The organism is Pseudomonas arsenicoxydans, from assembly GCF_900103875.1.
Taxonomy (GTDB): Bacteria; Pseudomonadota; Gammaproteobacteria; order Pseudomonadales; family Pseudomonadaceae; genus Aquipseudomonas; species Aquipseudomonas arsenicoxydans.
In genome coordinates this window covers 262,501-277,335 of the sequence record NZ_LT629705.1, presented here as the reverse complement: position 1 = coordinate 277,335, position 14,835 = coordinate 262,501, and the positions used below count along the sequence as shown (strand labels likewise).

The window sequence follows — 14,835 nt, the reverse complement described above, 5'->3', positions numbered from 1 at the left end:
GCTGCTCCCACAGGGTTTTGTGTTCGGCGCGGATTACTTGGGAATGTCCGCCTTCATGCCTTCAACGTAGTAGTTCATCGACGCCAGTTCCGCATTGCTGGCTGTTGCACCCGCCGCGATTTTCACGGCGCCGGCCTGATCCTTGATCGGTCCGGTGAACGGATGCAATGCACCGCTCTTGATGTCGGCGATGAGTTGTTCTGCCTCGGCTTTCACCGGCGCTGGCACCAGGTCGCTGATCGGCAGTTCAACCGTGCCATCCTGCAACCCGCCCCAGTAATCCTGCGACTTCCACGCGTGATCGATCACGCTCTGCGTCGCCTGAATGTAATGCGGAGCCCAGTCATTGACGATCGAGGTCAGGACCGCCTTGGGTCCGAAGTGCGCCATGTCCGAAGCGTAGCCAACGGCATACACGCCGCGACGCTCAGCGGCCTGAATCGGCGCCGGGCTGTCAGTGTGCTGGAACACCACGTCGACACCCTGGTCGATCAAGGCGTTGGCGGCGTCGGCTTCCTTGCCCGGGTCGAACCATGAGTTGACCCACACCACTTTGATCTCGGTGCCCGGGTTGTATTTGTTCAGGGCCAGTTGAATGGCGTTGATGTCACGGATGACTTCAGGAATCGGGAACGAGGCGACGTAGCCGATTTTTTTGGTCTTGGTCATTTTTGCCGCGAGGAAGCCGCTGACGTAGCGACCTTCATACGTGCGCGCCAGATAGGTGCCGAGGTTCTTGTCCTGCTTGTAGCCGGTGGCGTGTTCGAAGGTCACTTTGGGAAATTGCTTCGCCACTTTCAGGGTCGGGTTCATGTAGCCGAAAGAGGTAGTGAAGATCAGGTCGTAGTTGTCTTTGGCCATGTTGCGGATCACCCGCTCGGCGTCCGCGCCCTCGGCGACGTTCTCGACGTAGTTGGTGGTGATCTGATTGCCGAACTTTTCGGCCAGCAACTTGCGCCCCTGTTCATGCTGATAAGTCCAGCCGTGGTCACCGATCGGGCCGATGTAGACGAAGCCGACTTTCAGCGGGTCGGCGGCACTGGCGGTCAGGCTGGCGCTCAGACCGATAGCCGCGACAACGGCGCCAAGCAGCTTCTTCAACGGACGTTTGTGCATGAATTGGAACTCCATGTTGTTGTGAGGTTGGCAGGGGCAATGCAAGTTGCTGACCAACAAGACAACAAATGGCTTGCGACCGCGTAACGGCTATCGCGAGCAGGCTCGCTCCCACAGGTCCCTGCTCGCGATGTGGCCAGTGCGGACAATAAAAGTGCATCGCCTGAAACGGCTGCCATCCACTGGTGCGCTAAGGTGTAACGAAACGTTAGCGCTCCACCGCAGTCAGTAGCTCATCACTCTGCTTTCGCTGCATCGGCAAAAAAGGCCCGCAATGCTCACACTCTTCAAGCAAGAAAAGTTTCTCCTGCTGGCGCTACTCGCCGCCGTGGTCGCTTATCCACTGGAACACTGGATGTTGCACAGCGGCCAGCCGGTCGCACTCGCCGCCGGCCTGGTCCTGATCGCCTTCATCGTTGCGGCCTCCATGCGCGTGGCGCATCACGCCGAACTGCTCGCCGAGAAAGTCGGTGACCCCTACGGCACGATGATCCTGACACTGGCCGCGGTGCTGGTAGAGGTAGTGATCCTGGCGATCATGATGAGCAATGAAGCCTCATCGACCCTCGTGCGCGACACGATTTACTCGGCGGTGATGCTCGACATCAATGGCATCCTTGGCCTGGCGGCGTTGATGGGTGGGATCAAGCACGGCGAACAGTCCTATAACGACGACTCGGCCCGCAGTTACAGCGTGATGATCCTCACCGCCATGGGCGTCTCGATGGTGGTGCCGGAGTTCATTCCCGAAGCCAACTGGAAGGTGTATTCGGCGTTCACCATCGGCGCGATGATCGTGCTCTACACCCTGTTCCTGCGCATGCAGGTAGGGCCACACAGTTATTTCTTCAGCTACAGCTACCCGGAAAAACGTCGCAAGAAAGTCCCGGAAGAAGAGCCTGAACCGGTCAATCTGACGCTGAGTATCGCCACCTTGGTGTTCGGCGTTGTGGTGATCGGCGCGTTGGCCGAGGTGATGTCCAAGACCCTCGACTTGGGCCTGGAAGGAACGGGCGCTCCGCCGGTGATCACGGCGATTCTGGTGGCAGCGATATCGGCGGCCCCGGAAATCCTCACCGCATTGCGAGCGGCATTGGCCAACCGCATGCAGTCGGTGGTCAACATCGCCATGGGGGCGTCGTTGTCGACGGTGATCCTGACGGTGCCGGTAATGGAAGCCATGGCGCTCTATACCGGTCAGCCGTTCCAGATGGCAATGACCCCGGTGCAGACGGTGATGATCTTCCTCACCCTGATCGTCAGCGCGATCAACCTCAACGATGGCGAAACCAATGCCATCGAAGGGATGACCCACTTTGTGCTGTTTGCGACGTTCATCATGTTGTCGCTGCTGGGCCTTTGAACACACACAAAACCTTGTGGGAGCGGGCTTGCCCGCGATGAGGCCAGCACATGCAACATATTTGTTGGCTGACAGGCCGCCATCGCGGGCAAGCCCGCTCCCACAGGAATAGTGTGTGTCAGGTGCCGGCGATCAGCTGCCGGGCTGCCTGGCTGTGATCGGCAATCAGACCTTTAAGATCCAGCCCCTCAACCTGTCCGTCTATCACCCGCCACTTGCCACCCACCATCACCCGATCCGCGCGATCCGCACCGCACAGCAGCAACGCCGACACCGGATCATGACTGCCGGAGAAGCGCAGCTCATCAAGCTTGAACAGCGCCAGATCTGCCTGCTTGCCCACTGCCAGTTCGCCGATATCCGTGCGCCCGAGCAGACTTGCCGAGCCCTTGGTCGCCCAGCCCAAAACCAGTTCCGGAGTGATCTTTTCCGCGCCGTAACGCAGCCGCTGAATGTAAAGCGCCTGACGGGTTTCGAGCATCATGTTCGACGCATCGTTGGACGCTGAACCGTCCACCCCAAGACCCAGCAACGCGCCAGCAGCGGTCAGGTCCAGTGTTGGGCAAATGCCAGAGGCCAGGCGCATGTTCGAGCTCGGGCAATGGCAGATGCCGGTGCCGGCCGCGCCGAGGCGGGCGATTTCGTCCGGGTTGAAGTGGATGCCGTGAGCCAGCCAGGTGCGCGGGCCGAGCCAGCCGACGCTGTCCAGGTAATCCACGGTGCGCAGGCCGAAGCGTTGCAGGCAGAAGTCTTCTTCGTCGAGGGTTTCGGCCAGGTGAGTGTGCAGGCGTACATCGAGTTTGTTGGCCAGTTCGGCGCTGGCGGACATGATCTCCGGGGTCACCGAAAACGGCGAGCACGGCGCGAGGGCGATCTGGATTTGCGCGCCATCGCCACGCTCGTGATATTCGGCGATCAGGCGCTGACTGTCAGCGAGAATCACTTCACCTTCCTGCACGGTTTGCTGCGGCGGCAGGCCGCCGTCCTTTTCGCCCAGGCTCATGGAACCGCGTGTGAGCATGGCGCGCATGCCCAGCTCGCGGACGCTTTCGACTTGCACGTCGATCGCGTTTTCCAGACCCTCCGGAAACAGGTAGTGGTGGTCGGCGGCGGTGGTGCAGCCGGACAGCAGCAACTCGGCCAACGCGACTTTACTGGCGAGGGCGAGTTTTTCAGGAGTCAGACGCGCCCAGACCGGGTACAGGGTTTTCAGCCACGGGAACAACGGCTGATTGACCACCGGCGCCCAGGCGCGGGTCAGGGTTTGATAGAAGTGGTGATGGGTGTTGATCAGCCCCGGCAGGATCACATGCTCGCGGGCATCGAACACCTGTCCACAGGGCACGGAAGGTTGCTGGCCGGCGGCGAGCACTTCGACGATCAAACCGTCTTGCAGCACCAGGCCGCCACGGGCATCGAGGCCATTGGCAGTGAAGATCGCGAGGGGATTTTTTAACCAGGTACGGGTCGCAGGCATGGTGGCCGGCTCCTCTGAAAGTGGGTTCAGGTTAGCCAGCTCAGTGATTACCCTGTCTGCTGATCCAGGGTCGCCGCGAGGGCGAGGTGCGAAGTTTCAAACAAAACGGCTTTCCCGGCAAGCCTCGTCCGACAGAGCAACCCGAGACCCTGTGGGAGCGGGCTTGCCCGCGATGACGGAGTGTCAGTCGATATCGTTGGCGCCTGATACACCGCTATCGCGGGCAAGCCCGGCTCCCACAGGGTTTTGTGTGTTACCAGGGAATGGTTTCACCCCGGTAATTCACGAAGTGATGCCCGCCCTTGCCGGTGTACGCGTTCACCTGATCAATCAGGCCACGGGTGCTGGTTTCCACATCGATGTCGGCTCCTTCACCGCCCATGTCCGTCTTCACCCAACCGGGATGCATCGACAGCACGGTGAGTTTCTGCTCGCCCAATTGCGTCACGAAACTGTTGGTCATCGAGTTCAACGCCGCCTTGCTGGCCTTGTACAACGCCATCTCCGGCGCGTCCGGCATGGTCACGCTGCCCAGCACCGAACTCATGAAGGCCAGCACGCCGGTCTCCGGGCGAATCTGCCCGACAAAACGCTGTGCCAGGTTGATCGGCGCCACGGCGTTGGTGAAGAACAACTGGCCGACCTCAGCCAACGTCGCGCCACCCGGCGTTTGCACGTCCGGTCCTTTGACTCCGGCATTCACGAACAGCAAATCAAACACTTCGCCCTTGAGCTGTTGGCTCAGGGCGATGACCGCCTGCTGGTCATCCATATCGAGTTTCTCGATCCGCACCTTTCCCAGCGCTTGCAGTGCCTCGGCGTTCTGCGGGTTGCGCACGGTGGCGGTGACTTGCCAGCCGTCGGCCAGCAAGGTTTTTACCAGACCGAGGCCAAGGCCCCGGGAGGCGCCAATGATGAGTGCGGTTTTTGCCGGAGACATGAGGGGCTTCCTTGATCAATGAGGGTCACGGATTTAATGGACAACGCTGGCCGAGCCGTTGCTGCAACTCACTGCGCAGCGCGCCAAGTTCGTCCATTCGGGTTTCAATCAGTTTGAGTTTGTCTTGCAGCAATTGTGTGACGGCACTGTCCGGGTTGGGCGACTGCCACAACGCGGCGACACTGTTACTGATCTCGCCGAGGGTAAACCCCAGCCGTTGAGCCGTCTTGATATACAGCACCAGTTGCACCATGTCCGCCGGGTAGTCGCGATATCCGTTGGCCGTGCGTTGCGCCGCGATCAACCCGCGTTGCTCGTAAAAGCGCAGCGTGTCGCGACTGACGGCGCAGGCCTGGGCTAATTCACCGATGCGCATCATGACGTCTCGAGAGGGGCTTGACCTTGGAGCATACTCCAGGCTTTAGCCTTTTTGCTCCCTGATTTTATGGAGCAAGAAGGATGTGGACTTCAACGCAATATCGCCGGTTGGTGCTGGGTAGCGCCTGGTATGACTTGATCGTGACGGCGGCGTTTGCCACGCCGTGGAGCTTCACCGCATTGCATGGAGTGTTGTCGAGTTTGAGTCAGGCTTTCAACCTGCCCGGTGAATTACCGGCGTTCGAGCCGATGCACATGCTGATAGCCAATCTGTTTGGCTCGATTGTGTGTATCTGGGCGGTGCTGCGGATCCGTGATCCGCAGCAGATTTTTGGTCGGTATGACGCGGTGGGGCGGCTTCTGTTTGCGGCTTGGCAGTTGTATGCCTTGGTCCACGGCGCCAGTTCTTTGCTGGTGATTTTCCTGTTCTTTGAATTGGCGTGGGGCGTGGCTCAGGTGTTGCCTGTTCGGACGCCTTCGCGGGCAAGCCCGCTCCTACAGTGACCGGGTTGCCTGCAGAATGATTGGCCGTGGCCAGTGCAGGCAACCGCTAATGCCCGGCCTGCCACGGCTGACCCAAGGACACCGGCGCATACAAACGTGTGCGCACTGCATCCCGCGACAGCAGCACCAACACCACGATGGTCGCGACATAAGGCAGCATCGCCAGCAGGCTCGACGGAATCGCCAGCCCCAATCCCTGCGCCACCAAATGCAGGATGCTGGCGAGCCCGAACAGATACGCCCCCAGCAGCAACCGCCACACCCGCCAACTGGCAAATACCACCAGGGCCAGGGCAATCCAGCCGCGCCCGGCGCTCATGTTTTCCGCCCACATCGGTGTATACGCCAGGGACAAATACGCCCCGGCCAAACCGGCCATCGCGCCGCCGAACAGCACCGCCAGCGTACGCACAGCCAACACCGGCAAGCCCATCGCGCTGGCCGCATCCGGGTTTTCCCCGACGGCTTGAATGATCAATCCGACGCGGCTTTTCACAATCACCCAGGCCACCAGCGCAAACAACGCGAACGACAGGTACACCAGCAGATCCTGGGCAAACAGCATTCGTCCGATCAGCGGAATGTCACTCAAGTATGGAATCGCCACCGGCTCAAAACCGGCCAGCGGTTTACCGACCCAGGCCGCGCCGACAAAGGTCGACAGACCGACGCCGAAGATCGTCAACGCCAACCCGGTGGCCACTTGATTGGCGTTGAACACCAGCGCCACCAGCGCAAACAGTGACGACAACAGCATCCCCGCGAGCATCGCCAACAAGACGCCGAGCCACAGGTTGCCGCTATTCAGCGCGACGATAAAACCGATCACCGCGCCAAACAGCATCATGCCTTCCTGGCCGAGATTGAGGACGCCGCTCTTCTCGCAGATCAACTCTCCAAGGGCCACCAACAGCAACGGCGTACCACAACGAACCATGGCGTAGAAAATATTGCTCAGCAGATCGATATCCATCACAGCGCTCCTGCCGGTACGGCATTGGTTTGCGCACGGCGGGACCAGCGCAGGTTCAAACGGGGCCGGTAGAGAATCAGCACGTCACTGGCCAGCAGGAAAAACAGCATCATCCCCTGGAACAACTGCGTGATCGCTTGTGGCAGGTTCATGCTCATCTGCGCACTCTCACCGCCGATGTACAGCAACGCCATCAACAGGCTGGAAAACACAATGCCGATGGGATTGAGCCGTCCGAGAAACGCCACTGTGATCGCCGCATAGCCGTAACCGGGCGAGACCTGCGGCACCAGTTGACCTATCGGCCCGGTGACTTCGCACACCCCGGCCAACCCCGCCAACCCACCACTGATCAGCAGCGCCAACCAGATCAGGCGCTTCTCGCGAAAGCCGACGAAACCTGCCGCACGCTTGTCCAGCCCCAGCACTTTGATCTGGAACCCGACAAAGCTTTTCTGCAGCAACACCCACACCGCCACCAACGCAAGGAGGGCGAAATACACCCCGGCGTGAACCCGGCCGTCCTCCATCAACAGCGGCAGGCGACTGGCATCGCCAAACATCGCCGACTCGGGAAAGTTGAAGCCGGCGGGATCTTTCAGCGGCCCATGCACGCAGAACAGCAACAGGTTCAAGGCGATGTAATTGAGCATGATGCTGGTGAGGATTTCATTGGCGTTGAAACGCGTGCGCAACCACGCGGTGAGCCCGGCCCACGCGGCGCCGGCCAAAGTGCCGACCAGCAGGATAAACACCAGCGCCCAGCGACTTTGCATGTCGATAATGTTCACCGCCAACGCGCTGCCGGCCAGCGCACCCAGCAGCAGCTGGCCTTCGGCGCCGATGTTCCAGATCCGTGCCTGATACGCCACCGCCAGGCCCAGCGCGCAGAGCAGAATCGGCAGCGCTTTGACGAGCAGCTCGGAGACGCCATACAGGTCGCTGATCGGCGCAATCAACAGGGTGTGTAGCGTCAACAATGGATCGTGTCCCAGCGCAATAAACAGCAGCGAACCGCAGCCCAAGGTCAGGACCGCCGCCAGCAACGGCGAGCACCACAGCATCAGGCGCGATTGCTGACCACGGGGTTCGAGAGAAAGCAGCATGTAAAACTCCGTTAAACCGTAGCGGGTGCGAGGGATTGAGGGGCGTCGAACTGGCCGGCCATCCAGCCCCCGACATCGATCAGGCGCGTGTCGAGCGTGGCTCTGAGCGGCGACAGGTGTCCGCCGCACAAGGCGCCGAGGCGGTCGCTGATCTGGAACAGTTCGTCGAGGTCTTCGGAAATCACCAGGATCGCCGCGCCGGCATCGCGCAAGGCAATCAGGGCACGGTGAATGGTGGCGGCGGCGCCGACGTCCACGCCCCAGGTCGGGTGCGCGGCCACCAGCAATTTGGGTTGCTGGAGGATTTCCCTGCCGAGAATGAATTTCTGCAAGTTACCGCCAGACAGGCTGCGAGCAGGTGTCTGGGTACCGGGTGTTTTCACCGCGAAGCGACGGATGATTTCTTGCGCCAGAGCTTCGACCTTGCTGCGCTGGATCAGCCCGCGGCTGACCAATCCTTGCTCAAATGCGCTCAGCAGGGCGTTGTCGGCCAGACTCAAATCGGGCACGGCGCCGTGGCCCAGACGCTCGGCAGGAACGAATGCGAGGCCGAGCCGGCGTCGTGCATCGGGCCGCAAATCGGCAACCGGTTGTCCGCCGAAACGGATCGTCGCGCTGTCGTTGCGGGTCAGCCGCTCTTCACCGCTGAGCAAGGCCAGCAGTTCATCCTGACCATTGCCCGCCACACCGGCGATGCCGACGATTTCACCGCTGCGCACTTGCAGGTCAATGCCTTTCAGGGAGCAGCCAAACGGGTCCGGGTTGTGCCAGGACAATCCGTTCACGTTCAAAAATACCTCGCCGCCCGTCACCTTCGGATAATCGGTGATCAGCGCGGCCGCCTCGCCAACCATCAGTTTCGCCAGTTGCTGGTCCGAGCACTGCGAAGGCACGCAATGGCCGGCGACCTGTCCGCCGCGCAGCACCGTGGCGCTGTGGCACAAGGCGCGAACTTCGCCGAGCTTGTGGCTGATAAACAGAATGCTGCAGCCCTCGGCCGCCAGTCGGCGCAGGGTAATGAACAGTTCATCGGCCTCTTGTGGTGTCAGCACCGAGGTTGGCTCATCGAGAATCAACAGGCGGATGTCCTGCATCAGGCAACGAATGATTTCGACTCGCTGCCGTTCGCCTATCGACAGGCTGTGGACAAGTCGCTCCGGCTCCAGCGCCATGCCGTAGCGCTGGGAGACCTCACGAATCTTAGGCTCCAGCTGTTTCGGCGTGCCGGCTGCCGCACCCATCGCGAGGGCAATGTTCTGCGCCACGCTGAGGGTTTCGAACAGTGAAAAATGCTGGAACACCATGCCGATCCCCAGCGCGCGAGCCTGTGCCGGATTGCGCATGCTCACACGCTGGCCTTGCCAGATCATCTCCCCGGAATCGGCATGGATGACGCCGTAGATGATCTTCATCAACGTGCTTTTCCCCGCGCCGTTTTCGCCCAGCAGCGCATGGATTTCACCGGGGGCGATGCTCAGGTCGATAGCATCATTGGCCAGACAACCGGGGTAACGTTTGCTGATCTTGCGCAATTGCAGACGGGGTATTTGATCGGGGATCGGCACGGGGTTGGGCATGACGGGCTCGTTCGATGGGCGTTATACCTGTGGATAAAGCAATTTCCTGGCCATTGAGTCAGGAAAACTGAAAATCCGTGTCGGCAACGGCTTCAGCGACGGTGCCTCGCCATATTTCGAGCCCGGCTCGGCACCACTTGAGGGCAAAGTCATTGATCAGGCTCTAATTTTGCCCAAACGCTTTGATCAAAAAACGAGCAACACGCCGCAAGCTATGCCAGATAGGGGGCAGCGCCAGCCATGAACGGGTTATCCACAGGTTGCTCCACAGTATTTGTGTGCAAGCCGAAAACACGGGCATAAGCACTGCGAGGCTATCTTCTAAAGGTGATAAACCGCTCTAACTATTTGTTTTTTCGCTAAATTTGTCTTTTTGATGGCAAATTGGATGAAAAGTGAACAAACGCCGCAAAGCCGCATGACAGAAGGGTTACAGCAGAATGTGCTCAGGTTATCCACAGCCGGGTGCACAGCAGATGTGGGCAAATACATCGACTCGACGAAAGGATGATGAACGTAGTTGGTGCGATCAGTGCTGCAACAGAATGCGTCCGCGACTCAAATCTGCGAGCTGGGTTTGCAAGCGGTCGATGTGCTCCCTGCCGATTGCCAGTTGCAGTTCAACGCCGTTGGCCGTGAACGTTTCTTCCACCACCAGACCGCCCGATTCTGCGACCCGCAGTTTCACCAGGGCCAACTCGCCAAAGGCGCAGGCACAGCTGACGGGTACACGGCTGATCAACTCAACCTTCGCCGCCGTTTGCAGGCACTTGTTCGCACCACCGCCGTAGGCCCGGGCGAGGCCACCGGTGCCCAGTTGAATACCGCCGTACCAGCGGATCACCAGCACCGCGACCTGATCGCAATCCTGCGCTTCGATTGCCGCCAGAATCGGCCGGCCGGCGGTGCCTCCGGGTTCGCCATCGTCGTTGCTGCGGTATTGGTCGCCCAGTTTCCAGGCCCAGCAATTGTGCGAGGCATTCAGATCGCTGTGCTGTTCGATGAACGCCTGAGCGTCAGCAGGGCTGGAGATCGGCGCGGCGAAGGTGATGAAGCGGCTTTTGCGAATCTCTTCGCGGAACTCGCAAAAGCCGCTGAGGGTAAAAGGCATAAGTGTCTTAGATGGTTGGCGTCAGGCCGCAGCCCTTGAGGATGATGCGGATCAGGTTGTTGCCGGCGTCTTCCATGTCTTGCTTGGTCAGCTTGGTGCGGCCGCTGACACGGCAGATCTGGGTAGCGAAGTCCGCGTAATGCTGGGTGCTGCCCCACAACAGGAAGATCAGGTTGACCGGATCGACCGGGTCCATCTTGCCGGCGTCGATCCACGCCTGGAACACCGCCGCCCGGCCCTGGAACCAGTCGCGATAATCCTGGTTGAAATACTCGGTCAGGCACTCGCCACCGCTGATCACTTCCATAGCAAAGATGCGCGAGGCTTGTGGCTGGCGGCGCGAGAATTCCATTTTGGCGCGGATGTAACGGGTCAGCGCTTCCGCCGGATCATCCTGGGCGGTGAGGGTGTTGAAGGTGCTGTCCCACAACTGAAGAATGTTGCTCAACACCGCTACGTACAAACCCAGCTTATTGGTGAAGTAGTAATGCAGGTTTGCCTTGGGCAACCCGGCATTCAAGGCGATGGTGTTCATGCTGGTGCCTTTGAACCCGTGACGGGCGAACTCGTCTTCGGCGGCTTTGATGATGGTCTCTTCGTTCTTCTGACGAATGCGGCTGGCAGGTTTGCCGCCGTGAGCGGGGACTTCAAAGGTCATAGGCACTTCCAGACTGTTGAGTGGGTGCAACCAGTGCGTTGATAGCGCACCCACAGGCTCCAGACAAGTCCCGGGGCAATAAAAGCCCTAGCGTGTCGCCGCCAGGCTCTCCAAAAAGCTTTCCAGCACCAGATGGGGGCGCCGGCCCTTGCGGGTGACCGATGCGAGGCTCAGGTCATAAAAGCGCGCCTTGGGTTTAAGTGCGCGCAATCGACCTTGTTGCACCCAAAGGCTCGCGTAATGATCCGGCAGGTAACCGATGTAGCGTCCGGTCAGAATCAGGAAGGCCATGCCTTCGCGATCCGAAGCGCTGGCGGTGCAATTGAGTGCCTGGTAATGCGCCTGAATCTCGGCCGGCAAGCGGAACGTCGGGGCGATGGCGTCCTGGCTGTTGAGGCGCTCGTCGTCCAGTTGTTTGTCGTCGACGTAAAACAATGGATGCCCGACCGCGCAATACAGCAGTGAACGTTCGCTATAGAGCGGCTGATATTCCAGCCCCGACAGCGCGCTGGCCTGCGGCACGACGCCGACATGCAAGCGGCCGTCGAGTACGCCTTGTTCGACTTCGTTGGGCGCGATCATGCGGATCTGAATCTGCACGTCCGGCCCGCGCTCTTTCAATTGCGCCAAAGCGTGGGTGATGCGCATGTGGGGGAGGGTGACCAGGTTATCGGTCAGGCCAATGGTCAACTCGCCGCGCAGATGCTGGTGCAGGCCGTTGACCTCGGTGCGGAAACTTTCCAGGGCACTTAATAGCTGCAACGCCGATTGGTAGACCTCGCGACCTTCTTCGGTCAGGGAAAAACCGGCGCGCCCGCGTTGGCACAGGCGCAGGCCGAGGCGTTGTTCCAGATCGCTCATCTGCTGGCTGATGGCGGAACGGCCAATGCCCAACACCGATTCCGCGGCGGAAAAGCCACCGCATTCCACCACGCTGCGGAAGATGCGCAGCAGGCGGATATCAAAGTCACTGACTTGGGCCAGCGGATCGGGACGGCGAGTACTCATGCGCTAATGACTCAAAGTTTAGTGGTTGCCAGACTGAACGTTAGAAAAGTTGGATTTCACAGACTTTATCCCCGTGGCACTTTAGCTGCAAGAACGCTTTTGATCTCTACGCCGCTTATCGCCCTGCGAGGTTTTGCCCATGAACTTGCCTGAAAACGCCCCGACTTCCCTGGCCAGCCAGCTCAAGCTTGATGCTCACTGGATGCCCTACACCGCCAACCGTAATTTCCAGCGTGATCCGCGACTGATCGTGGCGGCTGAAGGCAGTTGGCTGACGGACGACAAGGGTCGCAAAGTCTACGATTCGCTGTCCGGTCTGTGGACCTGCGGCGCCGGGCACACCCGCAAGGAAATTCAGGAAGCGGTCGCCAAGCAGTTGGGCACCCTCGATTACTCGCCGGGCTTCCAGTACGGACATCCACTGTCGTTCCAGCTGGCTGAAAAAATCACCGATCTGACGCCGGGCAACCTCAACCACGTGTTCTTCACGGACTCGGGTTCCGAGTGCGCCGACACCGCAGTGAAAATGGTTCGCGCCTACTGGCGTCTGAAAGGCCAGGCGACCAAGACCAAAATGATCGGCCGTGCCCGTGGTTATCACGGCGTGAACATCGCCGGCACCAGCCTCGGCGGCGTAAACGGCAATCGCAAAATATTTGGCCAGGCGATGATGGACGTCGATCACCTGCCGCACACCTTGTTGGCGAGCAATGCCTACTCCCGTGGCATGCCGACCGAGGGTGGCATCGCCCTGGCGGATGAACTGCTCAAGCTGATTGAACTGCACGACGCTTCGAACATCGCTGCCGTATTCGTCGAGCCAATGGCCGGGTCCGCTGGCGTGCTGGTTCCGCCACAGGGTTACCTCAAGCGTCTGCGCGAGATCTGCGATCAACACAACATCCTGCTGGTGTTCGACGAAGTGATCACCGGTTTCGGCCGTACCGGTTCGATGTTCGGCGCTGACAGCTTCGGCGTAACGCCGGACCTGATGTGCATCGCCAAACAAGTCACCAACGGCGCGATCCCGATGGGCGCGGTGATTGCCAGCTCCGAGATCTACCAGACCTTCATGAACCAGGCGACGCCTGAGTACGCGGTTGAATTCCCGCACGGCTACACCTATTCCGCGCACCCGGTCGCTTGCGCCGCAGGCCTGGCTGCCCTCGATCTGCTCCAAAAGGAAAACTTGGTGCAGAGCGTGGCCGAAGTCGCACCGCATTTCGAAAATGCGCTGCACGGTCTCAAAGGCTCGAAGAACATCATCGACATTCGTAACTACGGCCTGGCTGGCGCGATCCAGATCGCACCGCGTGATGGCGATGCCATCGTGCGTCCGTTCGAAGCCGGCATGGCGCTTTGGAAAGCCGGGTTCTACGTGCGCTTCGGCGGCGACACCCTGCAGTTCGGCCCAACTTTCAACAGCAAGCCGCAAGACCTTGATCGTCTGTTCGACGCGGTCGGCGAAGTGCTGAACAAGATCGACTGATTTTTCCTTTCTATATAGGCGCCCTATGACGGGCGCCTTTGGACAATTTTTCTGGAGCGCTGCATGAGCCTTATCCCGCATTTGATCAATGGCGAACTGGTGACCGAAGACGGTCGCACGGCCGACGTGTTCAACCCGTCTACTGGCCAGGCCATCCACAAGCTGCCGTTGGCCAGCCGTGAAACCATTCAGAAAGCCATCGACTCGGCCAAGGCTGCGTTCCCGGCGTGGCGTAATACGCCACCGGCCAAGCGTGCGCAGGTAATGTTTCGCTTCAAGCAATTGCTGGAGCAGAACGAAGCACGTATCGCCCAATTGATCAGCGAAGAACACGGCAAGACCCTGGAAGACGCTGCCGGTGAACTGAAGCGCGGCATCGAGAACGTCGAATTCGCTTGCGCAGCGCCGGAAATCCTTAAGGGCGAGTACAGCCGCAACGTCGGCCCGAACATTGATGCCTGGTCGGATTTCCAGCCGTTGGGCGTGGTGGCCGGTATCACTCCGTTCAACTTCCCGGCGATGGTGCCACTGTGGATGTACCCGCTGGCGATCGTCTGCGGCAACTGCTTCATCCTCAAACCGTCCGAGCGTGATCCAAGCTCGACATTGTTGATCGCTCAATTGTTGCTGGAAGCCGGTCTGCCTAAAGGTGTGCTGAGCGTAGTGCACGGCGACAAGGCAGCGGTGGACGCGCTGATCGAAGCGCCGGAAGTCAAAGCATTGAGCTTCGTGGGTTCGACGCCAATTGCCGAATACATCTATGCCGAAGGCACCAAGCGCGGCAAACGCGTCCAGGCACTGGGCGGCGCGAAGAACCATGCGGTGCTGATGCCGGATGCGGATCTGGATAATGCCGTCAGTGCGCTGATGGGCGCGGCGTATGGTTCCTGCGGCGAGCGTTGCATGGCGATTTCGGTGGCCGTGTGTGTTGGTGACCAGGTGGCGGATGCGTTGGTGGCCAAACTGACGCCGCAGATCAAGGCACTGAAGATCGGTGCTGGTACTTCCTGTGGTCTGGACATGGGCCCGTTGGTTTCCGCTCAGGCTCGCGACAAGGTGAGTGGCTATATAGAAGACGGCGTTGCGGCCGGTGCTTCGTTGGTGGTTGATGGCCGTGGCTTGAGCGTAACCGGCC

The 14,835-nt window shown here is 60.0% G+C and carries 14 protein-coding genes (1 of these 14 only partly in view); 4 read left to right on the top strand and 10 right to left on the bottom strand.

The features are described from left to right. Positions 1-33: 33 nt before the first annotated feature. Positions 34-1,116 carry a BMP family ABC transporter substrate-binding protein gene (locus tag BLQ41_RS01265; RefSeq protein WP_090175875.1) on the bottom strand — a complete coding sequence of 361 codons (1,083 nt, stop codon included), beginning with the start codon at positions 1,114-1,116 and terminating at the stop codon, positions 34-36. A 274-nt stretch (positions 1,117-1,390) separates the two neighbouring features. Here BLQ41_RS01265 and BLQ41_RS01260 point away from each other — a divergent pair, with 274 nt between their 5' ends. After that, positions 1,391-2,479 carry a calcium:proton antiporter gene (locus BLQ41_RS01260; protein ID WP_090175873.1) on the top strand — a complete coding sequence of 363 codons (1,089 nt, stop codon included), beginning with the start codon at positions 1,391-1,393 and terminating at the stop codon, positions 2,477-2,479. Between the two features lie 118 nt (positions 2,480-2,597). Here BLQ41_RS01260 and BLQ41_RS01255 read toward each other — a convergent pair whose 3' ends face one another. The 3 genes from BLQ41_RS01255 to BLQ41_RS01245 all read right to left on the bottom strand — a co-directional run bounded on the left by BLQ41_RS01255 (position 2,598) and on the right by BLQ41_RS01245 (position 5,272). Then, positions 2,598-3,956, bottom strand: a complete 1,359-nt coding sequence (locus BLQ41_RS01255; protein WP_090175870.1) for an 8-oxoguanine deaminase — start codon at positions 3,954-3,956, stop codon at positions 2,598-2,600. A 253-nt stretch (positions 3,957-4,209) separates the two neighbouring features. Beyond that, positions 4,210-4,896: an SDR family oxidoreductase gene (locus BLQ41_RS01250; RefSeq protein ID WP_090175868.1), complete on the bottom strand. Its 687-nt coding sequence runs from the start codon at positions 4,894-4,896 to the stop codon at positions 4,210-4,212. Positions 4,897-4,921: 25 nt separating this feature from the next. Continuing rightward, positions 4,922-5,272: a MerR family transcriptional regulator gene (locus tag BLQ41_RS01245; RefSeq protein WP_090188327.1), complete on the bottom strand. Its 351-nt coding sequence runs from the start codon at positions 5,270-5,272 to the stop codon at positions 4,922-4,924. An 83-nt stretch (positions 5,273-5,355) separates the two neighbouring features. Here BLQ41_RS01245 and BLQ41_RS01240 point away from each other — a divergent pair, with 83 nt between their 5' ends. Then, positions 5,356-5,778 carry a hypothetical protein gene (locus BLQ41_RS01240; RefSeq protein WP_090175866.1) on the top strand — a complete coding sequence of 141 codons (423 nt, stop codon included), beginning with the start codon at positions 5,356-5,358 and terminating at the stop codon, positions 5,776-5,778. Between the two features lie 46 nt (positions 5,779-5,824). Here BLQ41_RS01240 and BLQ41_RS01235 read toward each other — a convergent pair whose 3' ends face one another. The 6 genes from BLQ41_RS01235 to BLQ41_RS01210 form a co-directional block, all read right to left on the bottom strand. Next, positions 5,825-6,751, bottom strand: coding sequence for an ABC transporter permease (locus BLQ41_RS01235; RefSeq protein ID WP_090175864.1), 927 nt, complete (start codon positions 6,749-6,751; stop codon positions 5,825-5,827). Beyond that, a complete protein-coding gene (locus BLQ41_RS01230; protein WP_090175862.1) occupies positions 6,751-7,857 on the bottom strand; it encodes an ABC transporter permease in 1,107 nt (368 codons plus the stop codon). Before BLQ41_RS01230 ends, BLQ41_RS01235 begins: the two co-directional genes overlap by 1 nt. Positions 7,858-7,868: 11 nt before the next feature. Beyond that, positions 7,869-9,434 carry an ABC transporter ATP-binding protein gene (locus BLQ41_RS01225; protein WP_090175860.1) on the bottom strand — a complete coding sequence of 522 codons (1,566 nt, stop codon included), beginning with the start codon at positions 9,432-9,434 and terminating at the stop codon, positions 7,869-7,871. A gap of 529 nt (positions 9,435-9,963) precedes the next feature. Continuing rightward, positions 9,964-10,545 carry an IMPACT family protein gene (locus tag BLQ41_RS01220; protein ID WP_090175858.1) on the bottom strand — a complete coding sequence of 194 codons (582 nt, stop codon included), beginning with the start codon at positions 10,543-10,545 and terminating at the stop codon, positions 9,964-9,966. A gap of 7 nt (positions 10,546-10,552) precedes the next feature. Further along, entirely contained in the window at positions 10,553-11,203 is a 651-nt protein-coding gene (locus tag BLQ41_RS01215) for a TetR/AcrR family transcriptional regulator (RefSeq protein ID WP_090175856.1), read from the bottom strand. A gap of 87 nt (positions 11,204-11,290) precedes the next feature. Beyond that, positions 11,291-12,211 carry a LysR family transcriptional regulator gene (locus tag BLQ41_RS01210; protein ID WP_007940170.1) on the bottom strand — a complete coding sequence of 307 codons (921 nt, stop codon included), beginning with the start codon at positions 12,209-12,211 and terminating at the stop codon, positions 11,291-11,293. A 139-nt stretch (positions 12,212-12,350) separates the two neighbouring features. Here BLQ41_RS01210 and BLQ41_RS01205 point away from each other — a divergent pair, with 139 nt between their 5' ends. Both BLQ41_RS01205 and BLQ41_RS01200 read left to right on the top strand, forming a co-directional pair. After that, positions 12,351-13,700 (top strand): aspartate aminotransferase family protein, encoded by a 1,350-nt coding sequence (locus BLQ41_RS01205; protein WP_090175853.1) that lies wholly within the window; start codon positions 12,351-12,353, stop codon positions 13,698-13,700. A gap of 63 nt (positions 13,701-13,763) precedes the next feature. Next, positions 13,764-14,835, top strand: partial view of a CoA-acylating methylmalonate-semialdehyde dehydrogenase gene (locus BLQ41_RS01200; RefSeq protein ID WP_090175850.1) — the 5' portion only. The gene runs 422 nt beyond the window's last position; 1,072 of the gene's 1,494 nt are visible here — the first part of the coding sequence; its start codon is at positions 13,764-13,766; its stop codon lies off the right edge, out of view.

Excerpts from the sequence above, each read along its gene's own strand:
- BLQ41_RS01210 (WP_007940170.1), bottom strand. The coding sequence starts at position 12,211 with ATGAGTACTCGCCGTCCCGATCCGCTGGCCCAAGTCAGTGACTTTGAT.
- BLQ41_RS01240 (WP_090175866.1), top strand. The coding sequence starts at position 5,356 with ATGTGGACTTCAACGCAATATCGCCGGTTGGTGCTGGGTAGCGCCTGG.
- BLQ41_RS01255 (WP_090175870.1), bottom strand. The coding sequence starts at position 3,956 with ATGCCTGCGACCCGTACCTGGTTAAAAAATCCCCTCGCGATCTTCACT.
- BLQ41_RS01205 (WP_090175853.1), top strand. The coding sequence starts at position 12,351 with ATGAACTTGCCTGAAAACGCCCCGACTTCCCTGGCCAGCCAGCTCAAG.
- BLQ41_RS01245 (WP_090188327.1), bottom strand. The coding sequence starts at position 5,272 with ATGCGCATCGGTGAATTAGCCCAGGCCTGCGCCGTCAGTCGCGACACG.
- BLQ41_RS01265 (WP_090175875.1), bottom strand. The coding sequence starts at position 1,116 with ATGCACAAACGTCCGTTGAAGAAGCTGCTTGGCGCCGTTGTCGCGGCT.
- BLQ41_RS01235 (WP_090175864.1), bottom strand. The coding sequence starts at position 6,751 with ATGGATATCGATCTGCTGAGCAATATTTTCTACGCCATGGTTCGTTGT.
- BLQ41_RS01230 (WP_090175862.1), bottom strand. The coding sequence starts at position 7,857 with ATGCTGCTTTCTCTCGAACCCCGTGGTCAGCAATCGCGCCTGATGCTG.
- BLQ41_RS01260 (WP_090175873.1), top strand. The coding sequence starts at position 1,391 with ATGCTCACACTCTTCAAGCAAGAAAAGTTTCTCCTGCTGGCGCTACTC.
- BLQ41_RS01215 (WP_090175856.1), bottom strand. The coding sequence starts at position 11,203 with ATGACCTTTGAAGTCCCCGCTCACGGCGGCAAACCTGCCAGCCGCATT.
- BLQ41_RS01225 (WP_090175860.1), bottom strand. The coding sequence starts at position 9,434 with ATGCCCAACCCCGTGCCGATCCCCGATCAAATACCCCGTCTGCAATTG.
- BLQ41_RS01220 (WP_090175858.1), bottom strand. The coding sequence starts at position 10,545 with ATGCCTTTTACCCTCAGCGGCTTTTGCGAGTTCCGCGAAGAGATTCGC.
- BLQ41_RS01250 (WP_090175868.1), bottom strand. The coding sequence starts at position 4,896 with ATGTCTCCGGCAAAAACCGCACTCATCATTGGCGCCTCCCGGGGCCTT.